Source organism: Microscilla marina ATCC 23134, assembly GCF_000169175.1.
GTDB classification, from domain to species: Bacteria; Bacteroidota; Bacteroidia; order Cytophagales; family Microscillaceae; genus Microscilla; species Microscilla marina.
The window spans coordinates 80,119-102,740 of record NZ_AAWS01000003.1 but is presented as its reverse complement, the minus strand read 5'-3'; the positions used below and the strand labels follow the sequence as shown (position 1 = coordinate 102,740).

General features: G+C 39.5%; 16 protein-coding genes. 7 read left to right on the top strand and 9 right to left on the bottom strand.

Features of this window, described 5'->3' with window-relative positions:
• Window positions 1-159: 159 nt before the first annotated feature.
• Together M23134_RS03080 and M23134_RS03075 are read right to left on the bottom strand one after the other, a co-directional pair.
• Complete coding sequence (locus tag M23134_RS03080; RefSeq protein ID WP_002693858.1) at window positions 160-2,427, bottom strand: NADP-dependent malic enzyme; 2,268 nt, start codon at window positions 2,425-2,427, stop codon at window positions 160-162.
• Between the two features lie 274 nt (window positions 2,428-2,701).
• The gene (locus M23134_RS03075) at window positions 2,702-3,796 is read right to left on the bottom strand and encodes a DUF4837 family protein (RefSeq protein WP_045112909.1); all 1,095 of its coding nucleotides are present in this window, start codon (window positions 3,794-3,796) and stop codon (window positions 2,702-2,704) included.
• Window positions 3,797-4,208: 412 nt separating this feature from the next.
• Here M23134_RS03075 and M23134_RS03070 point away from each other — a divergent pair, with 412 nt between their 5' ends.
• From M23134_RS03070 to M23134_RS03060, 3 genes are all read left to right on the top strand, one after another.
• Window positions 4,209-5,057 carry an alpha/beta fold hydrolase gene (locus tag M23134_RS03070; protein WP_002693853.1) on the top strand — a complete coding sequence of 283 codons (849 nt, stop codon included), beginning with the start codon at window positions 4,209-4,211 and terminating at the stop codon, window positions 5,055-5,057.
• Between the two features lie 90 nt (window positions 5,058-5,147).
• A complete protein-coding gene (locus M23134_RS03065; RefSeq protein ID WP_002693851.1) occupies window positions 5,148-6,344 on the top strand; it encodes an ATP-binding protein in 1,197 nt (398 codons plus the stop codon).
• Window positions 6,344-7,342 (top strand): ParA family protein, encoded by a 999-nt coding sequence (locus M23134_RS03060; RefSeq protein WP_002693850.1) that lies wholly within the window; start codon window positions 6,344-6,346, stop codon window positions 7,340-7,342. Before M23134_RS03065 ends, M23134_RS03060 begins: the two co-directional genes overlap by 1 nt.
• Window positions 7,343-7,380: 38 nt before the next feature.
• On the opposite strand, the gene M23134_RS37455 is transcribed toward M23134_RS03060, so the two are convergent.
• The 4 genes from M23134_RS37455 to M23134_RS03040 all read right to left on the bottom strand — a co-directional run bounded on the left by M23134_RS37455 (window position 7,381) and on the right by M23134_RS03040 (window position 13,825).
• Window positions 7,381-9,213 (bottom strand): LysM peptidoglycan-binding domain-containing protein, encoded by a 1,833-nt coding sequence (locus M23134_RS37455; protein ID WP_053337232.1) that lies wholly within the window; start codon window positions 9,211-9,213, stop codon window positions 7,381-7,383.
• Window positions 9,214-9,313: 100 nt separating this feature from the next.
• Window positions 9,314-10,735 (bottom strand): Asp-tRNA(Asn)/Glu-tRNA(Gln) amidotransferase subunit GatA, encoded by a 1,422-nt coding sequence (gene gatA, locus M23134_RS03050; RefSeq protein ID WP_045112908.1) that lies wholly within the window; start codon window positions 10,733-10,735, stop codon window positions 9,314-9,316.
• Window positions 10,736-10,748: 13 nt separating this feature from the next.
• The gene (locus tag M23134_RS03045) at window positions 10,749-10,994 is read right to left on the bottom strand and encodes a Sec-independent protein translocase subunit TatA/TatB (RefSeq protein WP_002693845.1); all 246 of its coding nucleotides are present in this window, start codon (window positions 10,992-10,994) and stop codon (window positions 10,749-10,751) included.
• 479 nt (window positions 10,995-11,473) lie between these two features.
• Window positions 11,474-13,825 carry a hypothetical protein gene (locus M23134_RS03040; protein WP_002693844.1) on the bottom strand — a complete coding sequence of 784 codons (2,352 nt, stop codon included), beginning with the start codon at window positions 13,823-13,825 and terminating at the stop codon, window positions 11,474-11,476.
• A 528-nt stretch (window positions 13,826-14,353) separates the two neighbouring features.
• Between M23134_RS03040 and M23134_RS03035 the strand changes: the two genes are divergently transcribed.
• From M23134_RS03035 to M23134_RS37450, 3 genes are all read left to right on the top strand, one after another.
• Window positions 14,354-14,860, top strand: coding sequence for a SixA phosphatase family protein (locus M23134_RS03035; RefSeq protein WP_002693842.1), 507 nt, complete (start codon window positions 14,354-14,356; stop codon window positions 14,858-14,860).
• Between the two features lie 148 nt (window positions 14,861-15,008).
• Entirely contained in the window at window positions 15,009-15,443 is a 435-nt protein-coding gene (locus M23134_RS03030; RefSeq protein ID WP_002693840.1) for a GNAT family N-acetyltransferase, read from the top strand.
• A 118-nt stretch (window positions 15,444-15,561) separates the two neighbouring features.
• Window positions 15,562-16,872 (top strand): PAS domain-containing sensor histidine kinase, encoded by a 1,311-nt coding sequence (locus M23134_RS37450; RefSeq protein WP_002693839.1) that lies wholly within the window; start codon window positions 15,562-15,564, stop codon window positions 16,870-16,872.
• Window positions 16,873-16,957: 85 nt separating this feature from the next.
• Here the strand turns inward: M23134_RS37450 and M23134_RS03020 are convergent, their stop codons facing one another.
• Window positions 16,958-17,722, bottom strand: a complete 765-nt coding sequence (locus M23134_RS03020) for a hypothetical protein (protein ID WP_198144974.1) — start codon at window positions 17,720-17,722, stop codon at window positions 16,958-16,960.
• Window positions 17,723-17,799: 77 nt separating this feature from the next.
• Window positions 17,800-20,343, bottom strand: coding sequence for a COR domain-containing protein (locus M23134_RS03015; protein WP_002693833.1), 2,544 nt, complete (start codon window positions 20,341-20,343; stop codon window positions 17,800-17,802).
• Window positions 20,344-20,489: 146 nt separating this feature from the next.
• Between M23134_RS03015 and M23134_RS37445 the strand changes: the two genes are divergently transcribed.
• Window positions 20,490-21,443, top strand: a complete 954-nt coding sequence (locus tag M23134_RS37445) for a hypothetical protein (RefSeq protein WP_002693831.1) — start codon at window positions 20,490-20,492, stop codon at window positions 21,441-21,443.
• A 62-nt stretch (window positions 21,444-21,505) separates the two neighbouring features.
• On the opposite strand, the gene M23134_RS03005 is transcribed toward M23134_RS37445, so the two are convergent.
• On the bottom strand, window positions 21,506-22,606 hold the full coding sequence (locus tag M23134_RS03005; protein ID WP_045112907.1) for an FKBP-type peptidyl-prolyl cis-trans isomerase: 1,101 nt from the start codon (window positions 22,604-22,606) through the stop codon (window positions 21,506-21,508).
• Window positions 22,607-22,622: the final 16 nt, after the last annotated feature.

The window sequence follows — 22,622 nt, the reverse complement described above, 5'->3', positions numbered from 1 at the left end:
CTAAGACAATTCTTAGGGGGCTTTTGTGATTAAATGTATGCCTCATTGGAGCTGGTTGGATCATTACATAAAAACGCTTCTTACTTTTGACCATAAAAAACCCTTCAAGAACTATATCCTGAAGGGTGCCAATATCAAAAGCTTATTGCTCACTGTGTATTATGCTTCATTATTTTGAGCATCTACCACTGCAATGGCTACCATGTTTACAATGTCGCGTACTGAGCTACCCAACTGCAAAATATGTACAGGTTTGCGCATTCCTAACAATACTGGGCCAATGGCCTCGGCAAAACCCAACTCGTGCAACAACTTATAAGCAATGTTGCTTGAAGCAAGGTTAGGAAAAATCAAGGTATTAGGTGGGTTATCGCACAAATCGCTGAATGGATAGTTTTCTTTCAGCAGCGCTTGGTTCAAAGCAATGTTTGCCTGAAGCTCTCCATCTATGATCAAGTCTGGAAACAATTCTTTTGCCCGCTCAGTAGCTTTAATCATTTTATTGGGCAATTCACCACCAATAGAGCCAAAGTTTGAATAAGACAATGCGGCCATACTTGGCTCAAAGCCAAACGATTTTACAGCTTCTCTGGTTAACCCAATAATGTCTACCAAATCTTCTACACCTGGGTCTACATTGACCGAGGTGTCGGCAAAAAACAAGGTGCGATTCTTAGCAATCATTGCATACATACTCGCTACTTTTTTTACCTCATCTTTGGTACCTATTACCTCTAGTGCCGGGCGAATCACTTGGGGGTAGTTTTTGGTCAGCCCAGAAATAAAAGCATCAGCTTCACCCAATTCCAGCATCATGGTACCAAAATAGTTGCGGTCACGCATCATCTTTTTGCTATCATACAAAGTCACCCCTTTGCGTTTGCGTTTTTCGTACAAACGTTTCCCGTATTCTTGACAAAGCTCAGGTTCATTCAAAGGGTCAAGGATTTGGCAATCATTTAGATCCAGGTGGTTTTCTTCTATAATGCGCTTGATCTTGTCTATGTTTCCTAAAAATATAGGGGTCGCAATTCCCTCATCTCTCACAATTTGGGCAGCTTTTAATACTTTTTGATTATCAGCCTCTCCAAAAATCACCCGTTTTGGTTTACGTTGCGCTGTTTGAATCATACGCGACATCAGCTTCTGATCAATCCCCAGACGCTTTTGGAGCTCTACCTTGTAGCCTTCCCAATCGGTTATGGGGTACTTTGCCACACCTGAATCCATGGCTGCTTTAGCCACTGCTGGCGAAATGGTCGTAATCAAACGCAAATCCAACGGTTTAGGAATCAAATACTCTTTGCCAAAACTTAACACTGAGTCGCCATACGCCCGGCTTACTACGTCGGGCACGGCTTCTTTGGCAAGGTCGGCAATGGCATGTACTGCAGCCAGCTTCATTTCTTCGTTGATCTCAGTAGACCTTACATCTAATGCCCCTCTGAATATATAAGGAAACCCTAATACATTGTTTACCTGGTTGGGGTGGTCAGAACGCCCAGTGGCCATGATAATGTCTGAGCGAGTACTAATGGCAAGATCATAGTCTATTTCAGGTGTAGGATTCGCCAATGCAAAAACAATGGGGTTAGTAGTCATTTTATTGAGCATTTCGGGAGTCATAATATTTCCTGCCGACAAACCCAAAAACATGTCTGCACCCTCAATGGCATCTTCCAACTCGTGTACATCTCTTGTGGTAGCAAACTGCGCCTTGATCGGATTCAGGTTTTCACGGTCTTTGCGAATCACCCCTTTGCTGTCAAGCATTACAATGTTTTCTTTGCGCACCCCCAAACTCACATACAATTTGCTACAGGCTATAGCCGAAGCTCCTGCACCATTGACTACCAGGTAAATGTCTTCTATTTTTTTACCTACTATTGACAATGCATTGAGCAATGCTGCGCTTGATATGATGGCTGTACCGTGTTGGTCGTCGTGCATTACAGGAATATTCATTTCACGACGCAGGGTTTCTTCTATTTCAAAAGATTCAGGTGCTTTGATGTCCTCCAGGTTGATCCCCCCAAAAGTGGGTTCAAGTGACTTTACAATGCGAATAAATTCCTGAGGATCAGTACTGTCTATTTCAATATCAAATACATCTATTCCAGCAAATTTTTTAAATAATACTCCTTTCCCTTCCATGACAGGTTTAGAGGCGGCCGCCCCAATGTTACCCAAGCCAAGTACGGCAGTTCCATTAGAAATTACCCCTACCAGGTTGCCCTTAGCAGTATATTTGTAAACATTTTCGGGGTCGTCGGCAATCTCCAGACAAGGTTCAGCCACACCAGGCGAATAAGCTAGAGCCAGGTCACGTTGAGAACCTAATGCTTTGGTAGGAATTACTTCTATTTTACCGGGTTGCCCTTGTGAGTGATAATTAAGGGCGTCTTCTTTTCGAATTTTGATTGCCATTATCTTAAAGAATAGGTTTAAAAGTTGTTGTTAAGGTTATGGGGAAGATGACAGACCAGGTCGTGCGTTTATTTGAACAAACACTCCTGTTCTATATAAATAAATGTGGCTTATCCCCTCTTGATTTTCTGATACTATTTTGGTTGGTTGAGAAATAGTATATGTTCAGTGTATAAATTTATTCGAATGTTACAGATATAAAATGAGAACTACAAACAATCAGTTTCTGTAGTTCTCATTTTTAGGGTAGGTGGGATTAATTATTGTATTTTAATTACTTTATCCTTTCAAAAGTTCTGAGAATTGCCTCAGTTTGAAAAATAGCATCTTTCTTTTTCATACCAGGGGCGTAGATAAAACCCTCCAGATAAAAAACTTTTTTCTGTGCTTCGTCTACAAAGGCATAGCTAATAAAAGCTCCTCCTCTTGTACCATTTTTCAACTTCCAAAAACCTCGGTATTCTACAGCAAACTTTTTATCTTTTATAATACGCTTAGTAATTAGCGCTGGCTCAAAACGGGTTTCTGTTACCACATAAGATTCTGTAAGCGTAGGGTCATTGGTGTACTTTTTACCCAAGCTATCGCGCCAAGCAATAATGTTTTGCTCATCAAACACTTTTGTAGAGGTATAAGGGCGGGATGCCATTAATAGGTTAATGTCTGCCTTTCTGAGAGCTGCATCGCCCGGCTTACGCAACCATACAAAGTTTTTATCTTTTTTTGCCAACTTAAAACCTGCTGGAATACGTACTTTTACCTTCATAATATCTTTTACATAATTGCTCAACTTATATTGTTCAGCAATGTTGTATAGGTCTTTGGTCAACCTTTTTTGTTCCATATCATGAAAATAATTCAATAGTTGATCTTTGTTTTTGGTCATGTTTTCAATCAACTGTGTATCATTGTTGCCAAACAAGTACATTACCCTTTGCCCTTTGGCAAACACATCTTTACGACGCATCATAAATTTTTTAGGGTCTTTTTTAATCAAATCAATTGACTTTTGGGTAAAATACCCCTTCAGATACCTCCCCTCCAAACTGGTGTTGTCAAGCGAAGCAAGTATCACTATATTATGGTGCCGCTTCATAAAGCTCTTAAACTTAGAGGGAGGTATTTTCATTAGTTTAAACCAGCTTTCGGGCTGGGGCAATGCCGGAATATACCTAGCAAACACATTGCGTAATGCCTTGCCCAAAGGCTCATCCCATTTCTTGGGGTCCATCACTACTACAATCTCTCCTATGCCACCTTTGCTGTCTACTACAAACTGACTGTTATCCTTAGAGGTTTGGTCGCCGCCAATGCAAGCACTCAGTCCCATCAATATTGTTGCTAATGCGTAAGCATATAATTTAGTCATTTTTCTCAAGGTTATGCTTTTTATATTTTTAAGTTTAATACAAGTTGCGAGTTACAAGCAACAAATTCCTGTTTTTGAAGTCCTAAAAAACATAAATGCTTGGCTTGTAGGATTTTCTGTTTTATAATACGCAACTTAGGTTAATTTTAATACAAAACAGTTCATCACAGTAGAGGAATGATAACAAAGTAAAAGATTATTTCGCAATAAGTTCTTTTTAAGCACCAAAAAAAGCCGAATTTGTGATGACAATTTAAAATTAACTAAAATTTTAGTTATAACTACAAAAAGAAACAAATTATTCTTTAATGACCGCGCTTTTGTTAAAAAAAAGCCCAAAGAAAAAATGCCTTGGTTGATAAAAACCTGACCTGTTTATTTACTTTTACTAACATTATGAACCGCTGTTTTTATGACATTACACACACTTACAAACACCACCATACAAACCAACCAAGGTCTGGTAGAATACAGCACCATTGGTACGGGTACTCCTGTGTTGTTTCTACATGGGGGGCACGCCAACAGCCTCGACCAAATAGCTCACAAAGGTTTTGACCTCCATCGCTATCAATTGATCACCCCTTCGCGTCCTGGTTATAGAAAAACTCCTCTTGCGGGTAATGAGTCACCAAAACAAGCCGCTCACTTGTTTGTTGCCTTACTCGATGCTCTTGACATTTCTCAAGTCATTGTGTATGGTGTTTCGGCGGGAGGTTGGACAGCACTTGCGCTTGCTGCTGGATACCCCCAAAAGGTGCAAAAATTAATACTAGCCTCAGCCGTAAGTACCAAATGGCTGGCACGAGACAGTAAAATATACAAAACAGCCCGTCTTATGTTCCACCCCAAACGCCAGCGCTTGACTTGGCGCATGGTGCGTTTTTTCTTTGCACTGATGCCTGGCTTGATGACCAAAAGCTTTTTCAAACAGTTTTCGGCTAAAAAAGGGGTGAAAATTAATCCGAAAGAAAGGCAAGAGCTCGGAAACGTATTCAAACACTATGGCTCTGGGCAAGGGTTTCTGAACGATATTGAGCAAAACATAGACAGTGCTGTACTGGAAAAAATCACCTGCCCTACCCTTATTGTACACAGTAAGCATGACTTAAGTGTAGCACCTACCCACGCTCAACACGCCCACCAATTAATAGAAGGCTCTACCCTGCATTTGCTCGACAACGACTGGGGGCATATGCTGTGGATAGGCAATGATTGCGCTGATACGCTAAAGCTGATACTTGACTTTATAGAAGGCTAAAACTGTGCTTGGTATTACAAACTTGTCTACCACAAAAATTAATTCTAACTTGAACATATTTTTAAAAGTAACCTCACTAAGCTGCACAATATGTTATCAAAAGAAGAAGTTAAAAACCTCCTCACAGATTTAGAATCAGACAGAATAGAAAGAACAATTTCATTTAGAGAAGATAAAATTGGTCCAGCAGTTTGCGCTTTTTCAAACGATTACCCTAACCACAAAAAACCTGGCTATATTTTCTTTGGGGCAAATGATGATGGCTCTATTGCAGGAATGACTATTGGCGACGATAAAACACAGAACATTGGAGGAGTAAGATCAAACGGTAATATTTTGCCACAACCTTCTTTAATAGTTAGTGAAGTTTTCAACTTTGACGAAGGAGACATTGTTGTAGCAGAAGTCCACCCTTCTTTTCACCCACCAGTACGATTTCGTGGTAAATGTTGGATTAGGGTTGGTCCTAGAAAGGCAGTAGCTAACGAAACAGAAGAAAGAAGATTATCAGAAAAACGGACGTCTACTGCTAAAACATTTGATGCAAGACCATTTGCCAATTCACAACTTTCTGATCTAGACGTTGAAACATTTAAGTCCACCTATCTACCAGCAGCAATAGATAGAGACACTCTTCAGGCGAATAACAGAACTATAGAAGAAAAACTCTCTTCTTTACGTTTATATGACCTCGTACAAAACTGTGTTACTAATTCGGGGATTTTACTTTTAGGCTTGAACCCTCTATTTTATTTACCAGGGGCTTACATTCAATACATCAAACTACCAGGTAAAGAACAAATTCCTGAGATTGAATTTGAGAAGCGGTTTTCAGGGGCACTAATTACAGAGCTTAAAAACCTCAATGATTTTGTAACAAGTAATATCGTCAAATCAAAAGTAATACAAAATAATTCTTTACAGGAGCAACAAATATATAATTACCCTCTTTGGGCATTGCGAGAGTTTTTAATGAATGCTGTGATGCATCGTGATTATGAGTCTAATGCACCAATACTTATTTATGAATACAGTGATAGAATCGAAATCATAAACTCTGGGGGGTTATACGGGGAGGTTCGCCCAGAAAACTTCCCTCAGGCCAGTGACTATCGTAATCCAGTAATCGCAGAAGTAATGAAAAACTTAGGCTATGTCAATCGCTTCAATTTTGGAATACAGAATGCTCAACAAAAATTACATGATAATGGTAATCCACCCGCAGAATTTGAACTAGATTTAATTACAAAGTTTCGAGTAACAATAAAAAAACATCCTAGCTGGTAATGAAAAAGACAATTACATTTTTTAATAACAAAGGAGGAGTTGGCAAAACCACCATGGTTTACCATATTGCCTGGATGTTGGCAGAACAAGGAAAACGAGTAATAGTAGCAGATTTTGATCCACAATCAAATTTATCAGCTATGTTCCTAACACCAGACCGACTTGAAGAAATTATAGAAGCAGAATCAAACCCTCTTACAGTACTAGATGCTATTACACCTATTACCGAAGGAGATCGTTACCTCCCTGTACATATAGAGAACATAAATGATAAGATTGGACTTTTAGTAGGCGACTTAGCACTTTCTACTTTCGAAGATAGACTAAGCGATGCTTGGCTAAAATGTTTAAATGCAGATATATATTCATTCAGAATCACTTCAATTTTTAATACTATTATTAATGATGCAAGAAAGAGATGGGAAGCTGATTTTGCTTTGGTTGATATAGGTCCAAATCTGGGTGCAATCAATCGTGCTGTTATTATTAGCTCTGACAATATTATTATTCCAGTTGCCTCTGATTTGTTTTCATTACAGGGAATGAAAAACTTAGGTAAAACTCTAACCGACTGGAAACAAGGTTGGGATGAGCGATGTATCAAAAACCCAAAACCTGAAACATTAACCATACCTAATGGTGAAATGCAACCTACAGGGTATGTAGTAATGCAATACACAGCTAAAGAAAAACGTCCTGTAAAGTCTTACCTCAAATGGGCTAATAGAATTCCTAATGTGTACAGAGAATTTGTTCTCAAAACTCACGAGGACTCTAATACTACTGTTGAAAATGATTGTCATTGCATAGGTTTACTTAAACATTATCACAGTCTTGCTCCTATGGCTATGGAAGCACACAAACCCATATTTTTACTCAAACCTGCCGATGGAGCTATAGGCAGTCACATGTATGCAGTACATAAATCTTATGAAGATTTTGATAAAATAGCCAAGCAAATTGTCAAAATATCAAAACAACAAAACCCCTGTAAGTAAGCCTTACAGGGGTTTTAAACTCAATTTCTTTGCTTTGCCTATCTTGAACTTACTTTCAGTTTTTGACCTGGTACCAATACACTTCGGTTGTTCAAGTTATTTAATTTCTTTAACTGATAAATAGTCAAGCCATTGCGTCGGGCAATTGTCCAAAGTGTATCACCACGTACTACTCGATGAAAGCGGATATTTTGCAACATCTTTCTTTTTTTGCTTTTGGCTTTTCGGCGAGGCAATGTTTTACCAATACTGGTTTTGCGTTCTTTGGCACGTGCAGCATTGCGTACGTCTTTAGGCGTTTGAGCTACCAACTGCTGGTACTCACCTTGTTTAAATTTTATCTTATTGGCGTAAAAAGTAGTCGCAGCAGTTAGCGGTTCTTTTTTTACCGTTTTCTTCGCTACTTTCTTTTCTATTTGCTTAGTAGTACTGTGATCGGTTTTTACAGCCACTGATTTTGACTGCTTCACTTTAGCCGTTTTTTCTATATCGGCAGTCGTCGCAAATACCAGCGTTTTGGAACTTCCTTTTGTCCTGGTTACAGCAGTTTTAGCTACAGTGGTTTTCACTGTTTTCTTTTTTACTACTGTTTTTTTCTTTTTGCTTTCTTTTGCCGTCATTTCATGCACGGCTGCTATAAAGTTTTGCCCCAGTTTAGCGCTACGGCGACGAGGGGGCTTGCTGTAAATCACCAGTTTTTGATTTGGATACACCATATTAGAGCGTAAACGGTTCCAAACTCTCAAATAGGCCACTGTAGTACCATAACGTAGGGCAATCAAAGCCAAAGATTCACCTCTTTTTACTCGGTGTACTCTTTTACTGCCTCCATACTGGTTACGTCCGGCGGTGTACCCTAGCCCACGGCGAGAATAACCACGTGACGATGATACAATTCTACCCCTGAATCTTTCTACCATTTCGCGCTTATAAGCAGGATAACGCAAAGGGTAATTTCTTTTGTAATTAGGAATCGCGTTCTTTTTCAAGTGGGCGTTCAAAATTTGCATTACTCCCAAAGGCACATCTATTTGTTTGGCAAACTGCTGAATGTTTACAAAATTACTTACCATAATAGTGTCTGAAGGAATAGGAGGCACTGGGCGTTTTGCATAAATGTTGTGCTTGTCAGCGTAATTCATCACATAGGTTACCCCAATAAAAGCAGGTACATATCCACGGGTTTCACGGGGCAAATACCTATAAATTTTCCAGAAGTTATTTTTACCCCCGGCTTTCTTTACTGCCCAATCTACTCTGCCTGGTCCACAGTTATAAGCCGCCAAGGCCAACTGCCAGTCGCCGTGGTAGTTATACAAAAATTTAAGGTAACGACAAGCTGCATCGGTAGCCTTATAAATATCGTAACGTTCGTCTATATACCAGTCTTGCTTCAAGCCATACTCGCGCCCGGTGCTGGGGATAAACTGCCATAATCCGGCGGCAGCGGCCCACGATACTGCCCTGGGTCTAAGTGCAGACTCTACAATGGGTAAGTACTTGAGCTCTACTGGCATGTTGTGACGCTTGAGAGCTTCTTCGAAAATAGGAAAATAAAAGGTGCTTTTTTCGAGCAATTTTTGGGTAGTAACACGGTTCTTAATAAGGTAGAACTTTACCCAACGCATAATTTCTTTGCTATAAGTAAGCTTAATAGATGTATTCAAGCAAACCAAACGGTCTTTGATCACATCTACGTGCAACTGGGGTACATAATTAGGCGGGAAATGAGGAACGGTGTCCACAACCTTTACTTTTTCGGCTTTTTTAGTGACTTTAGTGGTATCTGTTTTTGCCGAAGCATCAAAAACCAATAAGCCAGTAAAACATAAGCTGAGAAGAAACCTTGTGGTTTTTTTTCGTAAACACATAGTTTTTGTGAAATTGAGTTTAAATATCGTTTGAAGATTTTTGTGTTTTGTTATACACATGTCTTCTGTAGTTTACGCCTGTAAACATAAATATAATTTGCTAACTTTCTAACAAATACTGCGAAAAAGACAACAAGTCATCTTCTTGATATGTAGCCGCCATTACCTGCAAACCGATGGGCAAACCATTGGTTGCCCTGCCGTTGGGTATAGATATAGCAGGAACTCCTACTACATTTGCCTGTACGGTAAACAGATCTTCCAAGTACATTTCTACCAGGTTGTCGTTATGTGCGCCTACCTCAAAAGCTGTATTGGGTGTAGTAGGCAATACAATAAAATCATATTGCTCAAACAACTTATCTGTAGCATCTTTGATAAGCCGCCTCACCTTTTGTGCCTGTGTGTAATAAGCATCATAATAACTGGCACTTAACACATAAGTACCCAACAGGATACGTCTTTTTACTTCTGCCCCAAAACCTTCGGTGCGGGTTTGTGTATACATTTGCTGTAAATCTTCAGCACTGGTACTTCGAAAACCATACCGAACCCCATCATAACGTGATAAGTTAGAGCTGGCTTCTGCAGTTGTTAGTATATAATAAGTAGGTAAAATGTAATCTAATAATGGGAAATCGACCGATTCTACAGTATGTCCTTCGGTTTTTAGAAAATCTAACGTGGCTTGGGTTGCCTGTTTTACCTCTGGGTGCAAGCCCTCACTCTCAAGCGTTTCTTTGAGGTAAGCCACTTTTGCCTTTCGGTCAAACGACAAAGCTTTGGAGTATTCAGGTACCGACTTTTTTGACACAGTAGTATCAAACTCGTCTGCTCCTGCCATTATCTCCAGCACCAATGCCACATCTGCTATGTTTTTTCCAAAAATACCAATACAATCAAACGAAGAGGCATAAGCAGCCAACCCATAGCGTGAAATACGCCCATAACTGGGTTTAAGCCCTACTACCCCACAAAAAGCCGCAGGTTGGCGTACCGAGCCTCCCGTGTCAGAACCCAAAGATACCAAACACATATCGGCTTGTACTGCCACTGCTGAGCCTCCCGAAGAGCCTCCAGGCACATGGGCAGGGTTAGCCGCATTACGCACTACGCCAAAAGCAGAGTTTTCGTTAGATGATCCCATCGCAAATTCGTCACAATTTTGCCTACCGATGATAATGACATCCTCGTTGAGCAAACGTTGCACGGCAGTGGCGGTAAATTGAGACTCAAATCCATCGAGAATCTTACTAGAGCATTGTAAAGAGTGATTTTGATAACAAAGCACATCTTTGATCCCTATCACCATTCCAGCGAGTTTGCCCGCTCGATTTTCGGCAATTTTCTGATCTACAACTTGGGCTTGTTGCCGTGCTTCGTCGCTGTAGGTTTCTAAAAAAGCATTTAAGTCTGCCTTTTTGTCAATATTTTCTAAATAGTGTTCAACCAGTTGGGAGCATGTAAGAGAGCCACCCTGCAATTCCTGCTGGATGGCTTTCAAAGAACTATATTCTTTCAATTTCGATAAAGGCTTACTTTACAGGAGTTTTACTGTTGTTGTGTGCCGAAGTTTTCTTTTCTTCTTCGATGTTTACGCTTTCTTCCAAATTGTCTCTTACTTCTTTGGTGGCATCCTTAAACTCACGGATACCTTTTCCTAAACCTCTTGCCAATTCAGGGATTTTTTTTGCACCAAAAAGCAAAAGGATCGCCAACATAATAAAGATTATTTCTGGACCTCCCAGATTGAAAAAAGCAAAAATGTTTATTAATTCCATAAATATTCTTGGTTTAAATGGTAATGCTAATTTGAGAAAAACAAACCCTTGTATTTTAGTGATTTTTTGGGCTCGTTCTTATTACACCTGCTAGTTATCTTTTGTTTGATTTAAAAAGAAATATTTCAGGTAAATATTGTGGCAAATATACAAATAAATTGTGAGCTTATATATAAATAAAGCAAGACTAAGGATAAACGCTGAATGATTGCCCTTATGTATGAATGCCACTGACGGCACTCTGCTTACTTTACAGCCAAGATGCACTGTTGTTGATAGAAACTATTTTTTTGATAAAAAACAGTGAAAAGAGGTTAATCTTTAGTGATCTGGAAAAAATAAGATGTGCCAATTCAAGAAAATATATTGTTCTCAGACGATTCAAAAAAAACGGTGCATAGCCAAAGCTATGAAGCTTTTTTTTTGAGAAGAATGAGGGCAATAGATACACTTTAATGGCTCAAATTATTTATGAAAGATCACTTATCAAGTAGCCCCCTCATAATCTCCGAAAAACTTTTACTCCAACTATTTTTAGGCATATTTTCAAGACTTTGGTGCACTTGAGTTTTCAGATCGGTCTGGCTGATTTTTTCTTTGAGTTTGGGGTAAATTTTTTCCAGCTTTTCGGCAACCATTTGCTCAATATCAAGCTGTTGGAGCAGTTCGTCACGAATGCGGCTTTTGAGCGTTACCTGCAAATCTTGGTCGGCAGTTGCCTGCAAATACGGTTCGTCGGGTACTACTTTACCATTGTCATGCTTAGATACTTCAGTATCCAACCACTTGATAAAGGTAGGTGTATCCATAGCGTTGAGTTCAATACGGTACTCTTTGAGCCAGTCTTCCCAACGGGTCATCATTTGCCCTTCAAACTTATATGGTTTGGGCACATCGGTTTTGTTGTCGAAGTCTAATACATATTGGGCAGGTGTTTTTTTCGACGATCGCTCTAACATTTCTACCTCTAGCTGCATTGCCAACCCCTGCCAAGGCTCTAGCCCCAGGTTAATTATTTTTACTTTACGCTTAGGTCGGGCTTTGGTGGCTCCCTGCAACGCCTGATAAATTAGTGTACCCGAAATGTCGGCATCGTGGATGCAGAAAAACAACAACTCTTCTTCGGTTTCGGCAAGCAAATCTATCACATCTCTTGCCGCACGGCTGGCAAAGCCCTTGGAAGTAAGCAAAGCACAATCGTGTTTTTCACAAAAACCGGCATCCTTTAAAATCTCAAAAAAACCTTCTTTTTCTGAATATAATATTTTGTTAAAATTAAACACCGGACGATGATAACGCTCCACACTTTTAGTACCCAACCTTATTTCTTCGTGGGTATGTGGGTGCAGTAGCGTACCTCGTTCATCGCGATAAACTCCTGGAAGATCTTTTCCCGTATCGAATTCATAGTCGGTGATGATGGTATTAAAGTTTTGGTACTTTAGCTCACGTCTAGTGGCTTCCATCACAAAAGGGCGTAACACATAATACAACTGACGCAAAGAGTAACGGTACTGCCCTTGCCCCGACGCTTTATCGATGGCAGCCGTTAGATTTTGTAACACCACTTTCTTCTGAGAAGGTGGCTTGGCTTGTTGGCTGGCTGGTGCGTCTTCTTTATCGCGGGCAACAAGTTTGCGCCTGAGCTGGTGGACAGTCTTTTCGATGGTTTGTACAATGGCTTCTTCCAGCACTGATAGGTCAGGTTCTTTGCCATTAGACACTATAGGCATATAAGGGGTGGTGATGTTGAGCCATATTTCAGGGGGGGCTTTCAAACGGTGGTTGTCTATGTTGCTATTAAGCCCACAACCATATACAATGAGTCGGCGGGAATTGAAGATCACGTCTACATCGCCAATAATGGGGGTACGATTGACAAAAAACCGGGTTTTGTCACTGGCTTCGTTCAAGCGGGCATAGGCTTCTATCACCACCGGAATTTGAGCATGATGTTCACCTCGGGTAGTTTTTAAGGTAAATTCACTCATTTTTTTTACATAGCCTATAAATCCTTCTATTGCCCCTACTTCTCCCAGCTTTTTTGCTGGTACATACTTACTGTTTTCACGCAACGCCCCCAACAATTGCTCACTTTCGTCACGACTTAGCTGGGCAATAGTTAAGTCACCTAACTGATTGATCATTGCTTTTGCCTTGCTTTTGGCAATGCCCTCAAAGTAAGGAGTAAATTGACTAACGGTAACCTTCGCAGGGGTAGACAGACATAAATTATAAAAACTATCGGAATCGTACCAATGTGGGCAGGTTTTGCCTGTATAGTGAACGCCTTGATTGATGGCTAGGGCAAGTTCTGCCCACTCTAGAGTGTCATAATAAAAATAATCGTGTGGAATACTTACTTGTATTTCAGTACCTTCATCGGCAAACTCACCTATCTTTTTGGGCAATGTAGTGCCATCGTCTTGCGGAATCAGTTGTAACACCCGCCCATTGGTAGCAACTGTAAGCGTACCTTCCAGACAAAATACAGTGGCTGTAACCACTCTCAACCCATTGCCTAGTGCCCCTCGGCTTGGCAAACGAAAGCGCTTGGAGCTGGTAAGGGGGCGTTTAACAGAAAAAAAATCTGCAATTTCTTCGTCCGAGGCATCAAAACCTTTGCCTAGGTTTTTTACTACAAAAGTGCCTGGTTTGCCTTCTTCAGGGTGAAACACATGTACTTGTGTATCTACATCCAGGGCGTTGTCGGTAAGTTCTTTGGCTATGAGGCGAGGTAACAGGTGTTTAGATACTCCCGCTTGTTGGGGCAAAGTATTGATATTGGTAAAGAGTTGCCAGTCGGGTTGGGTAAAGAGTAAATCGTCCATGGGCTAAAAGAGATTAGCTTTTTGTTCAAAGTTACATAAGTCAACGCATAAAAAAAACCACCCGATATCTCCCATTGGATGGTTTTAAAAATTAGACTATAAAATTTAGCACTCAATAAAAATTCTTTTTTGTATGAATGAGGTTTTATAAAGAAAGCCGGGAACCGACTATGAGAATGGATTTAATATAAAACACCTGCATTAACAACTTTATATAATTCAAAATACACCTTTATTATTTTTAATGAAAGGCTTTTATTTCTAATCACCTTTTTATTAATTTTTTGACAGTTAAAAAACAAAATATTAATAAAAAATATATTTGTATTTCACTGATTTACTTTTAGTTACACTTTAATGACTTTGAATTATGCAATTCACATTTATATGTACGAGGTTTTTTTTCAAAGGTTATGAAATCACAAAGAAAGTTGCAAAAATACATTCTGTTGAAAGAATAGTTATATTTACGAAAAAGCTTCGCTTGCGGAAGATTGTGAAAATTGTACTTAACAAAGATATAACCGTATGAAAACACTGACATTGCTAAGGCACGCCAAGTCAAGCTGGAAAGATTTGTCGCTTCCAGACTTTGAACGCCCTCTCAATAAAAGAGGAAAAAGAGACGCACCTTTTATGGCACAAAAATTCAAAGAAAAAGGGGACATGCCTCACCTTATACTATCAAGCCCATCGGTAAGAACCCGCTTGACAGTAGCCGCATTTGCCAAAGTGCTACCTGAAACCGCCGTTGAATTTGATCAGCGAATTTATGAAGCACACGCCCAAACTCTGCTCCGCCTGATTAGACAGCAGTCTGACAAGGTAACTTCACTGGTATTGGTAGGACACAATCCGGGGTTGACAGATTTAACCAACTACTTTGCGCCTCGTCCCATAGACAATGTGCCTACTACAGGGGTAGTGCAGTTTAATTTTGTGACCACACAATGGCAGCAAGTAACAGCTAAAGAAGCTTCGTTGGTGTATTTTGAGTATCCTAAATTGTATTTTCCTAAAGAAGAAACTAAATAGAGTTTAGTTCAGGAAAAATAAATATTAATTTTGTCTATGATGCTTCATTCATTTATTTTTGTTTAAGTATACATAACTAAGTTTATCAAGAGGTCAATGGCCTGAGCTAAAAAGATAAACTAATATATTACTACACTCTAGAAACACCATGATTATTCGGAAAGCCACTATTATTGATATGCCTTGGGCTAATGCCCGATATGACGAACTGGGTTTTGTAAACTCTGATTTCAACAACGAATTTATAGCCATTGCACAACAGTCTGAAGAAAGAGTAGGCATCGGTCGATTAGTTAATATATCGGATGGTATACAAGAACTTGGGGGAATGTATGTGGCAGACAGTCACCGAAAACAAGGGATTGCCCGCAAAATAGTCGATTTTCTATTGGAACAACGCTCTCCAGCACACACCATATATTGTTTGGCTTTCGAACATTTAGCGACATTTTATAAAAGCTGTGGATTTGTTGAGGTAAAGTCCCCTGAAAAAACACCGACAGAAATAACTACCAAAATAGATTGGTGCCAGAGTCAGTATCCGTACGGAAACACCTTATTGGCAATTAACGAAAAAGGTTAAAACTAGTTGATGACTGTATGGCGTTTACAAACAATAAGTTATCAATTTTGCCTGTTTAATATTTGTATGCCCTCACACACACATGGGGAGTTATACTATCTACTAAGAATCTCTTCATATGAATAAGCAATATAACCCGCTTTTGGAAAAGCAACTCAAGGACTTTTTGAAAGGCAAAGCAATGCCTGAGGGTCTGGAAAAGCTTTTTGCCTCCATTAGTGATTCTTATAATAACTTTGAAAAAGAGCGCACCGCTATTAAACAGGAGATGCAGCAAAACTCGAAAGAGTTAACAGAAGCAAACCAACAAATAAAGCTTGAAGCCGAACGATATAAAGCAGCTGAAGCACTTGCCCGAAAAAATGAACAAATTTTACGCTCTATCAATGAGCATATTAATGAGGCTATTTTCCGAAGCACCCCGCACAAAGGAGTAGTTTACATCAATCAGGCATTTGCTGAACTTTTTGCGTACAAGCAAGCCAAAGAAGTAATCAGTATGCCAATTAGTGCACTTTTTGTCGAACAAAGTACAATTGACACATTGAATGAAAAGTTGGCGTCCAACGGTTTTTTTAAAAATGAAGAGGCTTTATTTAAGAAAAAAGATGGGACAATGTTTTGGGGATTGGTCAGTTGTATTTTGTCGCGCAACAACGAGGGAGAAGTATTTTATGATGGGGCAATTGTAGATATTGACGTACAAAAACGAACTCAAAACCGTTTAATGGCCATTAATGAAGAGCTCAAAAAAACCAATGCTGAGTTAGACCGTTTCGTTTATAGTGCCTCGCATGACTTACGGGCACCACTCAAGTCACTGCTAGGTTTGTTGCAACTTGCCGAATATGAACCTCCACATAACATACAAGAGTACCTTCACAAAATGCGTAACAGTGTGCTCAAGCTTGATTACTTTATTGAAGAAATCATTGATTATTCAATGAATGCCCGTATGGAAACCAATGTAGAGCAAATTGATTTTAATGAGTTGATACAAACAGTATTGGAAAAACTACAGTACTTGCCAGCTGCCTCCAAAATAGAAAAAAAACTGGCCATCAATGGCAGGCATATTTTTTACTCTGACCGTAGTCGTTGTTTGATCTTGTTGAACAATTTATTGTCAAATGCCATTAGTTACCATAACCCCCATCAAACCAACCCTTTAATTTTGATTAAAGTAGACCAACAACCTCAACAAGCCATCATTACTATACAAGACAATGGCAAAGGCATAGATCAAGACCATCTCAACAATATTTTTAAGATGTTTTATCGTGCCAGTGCTCACTCTAATGGAGCAGGACTGGGCTTATATATTGTCAAAGAAATATTACAAAAACTTAATGGTAGTATTGACGTACAATCATCGGTAAACCAAGGCTCTGCTTTTACCTTAAAAATCCCCAATACTCCTCCTGGTTGAACCAAGGGCAAAACCAGGCAACTGTAATAAACGGTATTTACTGGCTTTCGCTTCTAATTTAAAACCTGCTCGATGTTAAAAAGACTTACTTTTTTTTCAACACCTTTTTTACCACCTCTTCTAAATTATCTAAATCTTTTTTATGCTTCAGGTAAGTATCTAAACGCTTATCGCCCATATTTTGAACATAGTATTCAGGCAGGTATTTCTTAAAGTTGAGCAGTACAAAAGTATCTACAATACGCTCTTTCAACCCATGAGGCACTTTATGTTTTCGGATAATAGAATACTCTATCCCTATATGGGTGATTTCGTGAATAATGGTATTTGCTGGATTTTTATATTGTTTAAATTTTCCGTCGCGGGTAGCAAAAATAATAATTGACCCCCGATCAGGATCATAACTTCCACCTGATCCATAGAGCGTAAGTGTCACCCGATAGGTATCAAACATTTTAAATTTCCAGTTTTTTGGGGAATTTTTACTTAGTTGTTTGATCAAACGATTAAGCAAGGCTTCGTTTTGTTTAATCAATTGATACCCTTTTTGATAATCCGCTTCTTGGTACACTTTATCTGTTACAAACTTTTTCAAGGCAACATAATCTTCATCAGACAACTGTTTAGCCCTGGCTTTCTTCTTCAACGCTTCTATCAAACGACCTTTAGGCAAACTTAGTTGGTATTGATGCTGCTCAAAGAAGACTATATCACGAATAGTTCGCCATATATAATTTGTCTCTTGTGCGGCAGTGGGTATAGTCACTAGCAACCTGCTTTGACCTACCACTGAAAGCTGCATACACATAAGTCCGGCGATCAGATAGATTGTTTTGGTTCTTATTCTCATTGTATATTCGACTATTTTATACGCTCTTAGATACCCAAATTGCACCCTGAAAATAGGGTAATGGAAAAGCGCTCAACTCACTCATCAAAATGTTTCAAAGCATTTAATATGACATCTATTATGCGATTTTTTTGTCTATGATATTGATCAGTATCTACCAAAAGCCTTGAGCGTTCATTTTGTTGTAAGGCAGCTTTCCAACCAATGACTTCGTCCTGCATCTGGCGGTCATTGAGTTGTTGAGCGTATTGTTCCATTACATCCAACGCCTCATGGACAAAATCTTTAGCAATAAAATCACGAATAAGTTGCAGGCTGGCACTATGCGACCCTCCAACTCCATCAAGCAAACTTACCACTGACACATCCTCATAACTATTGTCACATTCTACGGTTTTGCGTCCTTTGTCTAATCGTCGTTTAAGTTGCTGATATTTATAAAAATAAGGTTCAGGGTTATCTTTGCATTCGCTACAGTGACAAGGGATCATCTCGGTCACCTCAAGATTGTTAAAATCACTATGGATTTCCTGCATGGTTTTGCGAATAATCACCAATAGTTGTTTGTTGTTTTTGCCGCTCAGGTGAACAGATATGCGCTTGATCAGATAATTTTCGCGCACTACGGCATAGGTGTTGTCATAGTACAATACTACCCCATACTTCCAGTAAATGTTTTGATAAATGTCGGGGCTTCGCCTGACGATCAAACGGGTAAGAATGCCTTTGGGCATAAACGAATAGCTGTATTCAAAATATAAATGCTCACTGTTGGCAGGCAAAGTATAAGACACAGGATCGGCTGGCAAGAGTTGAGGTGCTAGGTATACTCCTTGCTCAATGGCAAAGCAAAGCTCAAATTTTTGGTGCTTCATCAATGATAAAATCTCGCGTCTCTTTTCCCGGTATTTTCGCTCACTCCAAATCTCCATCAAATCCTGGTCGGTAAACCTGCCATAATTAGCCTTTACTTTAGCATTGTCCAATACTGCATAGACCCCTTTGGTAACCCATTGATGATCTAAGAATACGGTTTCGGCAAGCTCCAAATCATTGGCAAAATGAAGAAAAACACCCAAATCGTGAAAAAAACGACTTAAAGTCTTGGCCTGTTCTTCAGTCATTCCATAAGCTTCGCAAACGTCAAGGTATGTACTATAACTAATATAGCTTTTTTGTTCATTCTGTAAAGCTTCAATTTCTTTTCGTACTTTGACCCATACTTTGGGCAAGGGTGCTCCTATTTGCGGCAATAGTTGTTCGTTGGTAATGATCCGTTTTATCTCTTCTTTAAGCGACTCTACAGTAGCTTTATAGTCGGCATGACAGCTCACTCTTTTAAACTCTATCAGGTTGGCAAATGCGGCTTTGTAGTCTTCTATAGGCAACTCTTTGGTGGGTTGGTCTATTTTGTTAAGCACCAGTATAACCGGGCTGGCGCCCCCCAGTAAGCGAATGATGTTTAACCAGTAAAAAAAAGTACCATGGTTATCTTCTTTGCGCGACTCGGTCACAAATAAGTAGATAGAGCGTCGAGTCAAGAAAAACTGATGAGTAGCATAATATATTTCCTGCCCGCCAAAGTCCCACACATTCAAGCGAAAATCTTTGTTTAAATTAAGCTTTCCCTCAAATTCTTCTTTAGGAATCACCCACTGGCTAATATCTATACCTTCAGTACTAGGTTCATCCTTTAGCTCATTTTTTTTTACTCGAAGTGCTTTCGCCAATGAAGTTTTCCCTACGCGTCCCTCTCCTACCAATAACAGTTTTATTTCATTCAAGTAATCTACCTCATCATCGCTTTGGGATTGTTCGTTGCCACCTGATGTGGACAATACTACTCTTTCACCACTAGGCTCCCGTTCGGGCACTGACTTGTCGTATGTAACAGGAGTAAAGCTCTGATAGAAATTCTGTACCCCTGTAACTCCCTGTTGTACCACTTCGTCAGGCAACGAAGCAATGACATTGCCTTCTAAAGTTATTTTTTTGACTTTAGGCATAAAAAACACCTTTTTAGGTACAATTTCCAACTGGTTGTTATCCAACAACACATTTTCCAGGTTCTTAAGTTGACTCAACTGTTCGGGTACCTGCACCAAGGCATTGTTGCTTAGGTCAAGGTAAACCAATTCTTTAAGGGATAAAATAAATTCAGGAAAGGTTTTTAAACCACAATTACCTAATTTTAGGTGACGCAACTGACTCAATTGGCTCAGAGACTCAGGCAATGCTCCCAAACAGTTGCCTGTAAGCGCTAATTTGGTTAGCCCCTCAAGTGTTCCTACTACTTTAGGCAAATGGCTCATTTGGTTTTCATCCAACATGAGGGTTTGCAGGCTTTTAAGCTGTCCAAACTCAGGAGCAATCTGTTGTATTTCGTTAAATCTTAGGTCTAAATGCTTAAGATTCGTTAGTTTGGCTATACCCGTCGGAATAGTAGTGATATGATTTGAGCGTAACTCTTTGTAGTTGCCCAAATCTAAAATAGTGAGCCAAGTACACTCAAATATTTCGGTGGGTATTTCACTCAAACTACACTCTCTTAGATTTAAAAAATAAGTTTTTTTGTCTTTACACCTTTTAATTTTTCTTGCAACTTTTTCAGATAATCCCATTACCAGTAGCTTTGTTAAGGTTTGCCTTATTCAAGAAAGTAAAAATACCTCAAGCCACAAAAGAAACAGGTTATGTTTTGACCCAAACGCTATGTGATGTAAATTAGGTGATATTCAAAATTTCTCATATATAAACCATAAAATCCATGAAAATACTACATATACTCAATGGTGAGGGTACTGCTCATCACTTTACTTTGCCAGGTGATCGCCTTGTCTGGAACGAAGCTCTTGCCTGTGGTCCTACCACCTATGAGGTAGCCACCCCTGAGTTTTATACTATTCGCCAAAACTTTTTCACGCAACAGTACAGTGATTTACCCTTGCGTGAACCCATACCCGCAGATAGTTATCAGACGTTGGTAATACAAGAACTCAATCAACTAAAAGCGGCTCCTGACTATCAGGAAATCACTCTTTGGTTTGAGTTTGACTGGTTTTGTCAAGTAAACTTGATGGCTGTTTTGAGTTGGCTTTATCAACAACAACTTGGGTTGGATCGTATTTATTTGGTATGCATTGACACCCACCCTGCTGTAGAAGATTTCAGAGGATTGGGGCAACTTGCACCTGAACATTTTGCGCCTTTGTTTGCCCAAAGAAAAAAACTGAGTGAAACAGATATTGTATTTGCCGATAAGGTGTGGGCGACTTACTGTGGGCAAGACATGCTTGCCTTGGTTGATTTGATTCAACAGCACACTCCAGAGGCTTTTCCTTACCTAAAAACGGCTTTTGGTTACTTTCAGCAACTTTTCCCTGACCAGCAAAGCGGGCTTAACCTTATAGAGCGACAAATGCTGGAAATGATCCAACCCCACTCTTTGCCAAACAAACATCGGTGGGTAGGACGCATGCTTCGAGAAAGTACTCCTCACTTGGGTTTTGGCGATTTGCAATACTATGATTCTATGCAACGAATGGGAGCTCTTTGGCAAGAAAATGAACAGTTACAATTGACAGATGTGGGCAAACAAGTGGTCAATCAACAACAAAACTTTCTAACTGTTCAACCTCAATCGTTTGCCTTGGGAGGGGTAAAAAATACTGATTACCGCTGGCACAGCACTCAGGATAAACTAGTACTCCAAACACTATAGTTCTAAAGCAACCAAAGGCAAACATCTGCTTGCCTTTGGTTGTCTCATAAAAGCGGCAAAATTTATCTTCTGTCTTTTTTTCGTCGATTGCCCTTATTTTTATTAAAGTGTTTGTTAATCATTTTTTGCTGCTTTTTAGTAAGCCCCACTCCGTTTTGTTTATTGATAAGGTCGGCTTGTTTTTTGGTTAAAGTTACCCTACGCCTTGCATTGGGGTCAGCTCCTTTTTTCTTCTTTTTGGTAGCAGCATCTTTCGAACGGTGTATAATCTGTTTACGCGATTTGATCGCCAGAAACTCTATGTCAAACTTAAGAATGGTATGAGGGGGAATACCATAAAAACCGTTTTCGCCATAACATAAGTAAGAGGGCATAATAAAATGTCCTTTGGTGCCTTCACGCATCAATAATAGTACTTGGTCGAACCCCGGAATCACATATTTATGTCCCACTGGAAAATCAAACACCCTACCGTCCATCTTAGAAGTACGCCACACTTTACCATCCAAAAACATAGTCTTATATTTTAACATGACCACATCACCCTTTACAGGAAAGTCGCCTTTGCCTTCTTTAGTAAAGTAATAGTATACCCCAGCGTAGGTTTTTTTGAGGGCTTTAGGAAATTTTTTACCCTTGAGGTAAGCGCTGATGATTTTTTCATCTTTTTGTCTTTGCTGAAAAACCTTGGCTTCTTTGTCGTGTAGTACTTCTTCGTGTGGCTGTACGTTCAGCACCTTGATTACATACTTGATGTAGTCGTTGGGTTTTAGAAACTTAGGTCGCTTGCGCTTAATGGTTTTAAATAGAAAACCGGCCGACATACGGAAGGTAGCACTGTCGCCAGTAGACAGCTTAAGCAGCATTTCGGTCATATACCCCCGGTTGGCGTATTTATATTCTTCGGTAGAGATTTCTTTAATGGCAGGTCTATGAGGGTAAGTAGTTCTTATCAACGAGTCTTTGTCGTTGTATATCCATACATGGAAAGTGACAAACTGGTTGATAATTATTTTTTTGGTTTTGCCGGCACTTTGTTTATGAATCTTATAATGAATGTTAAACTCTTCGGGAAGCACTTTGTATCCAGAAGGAATACTTTGCCCAAATCCAAAAGTAATACCCACCAAAGTTAACATTATACTTAAAGTAACTTGCTTCATTATGTCAGGTGTCTTA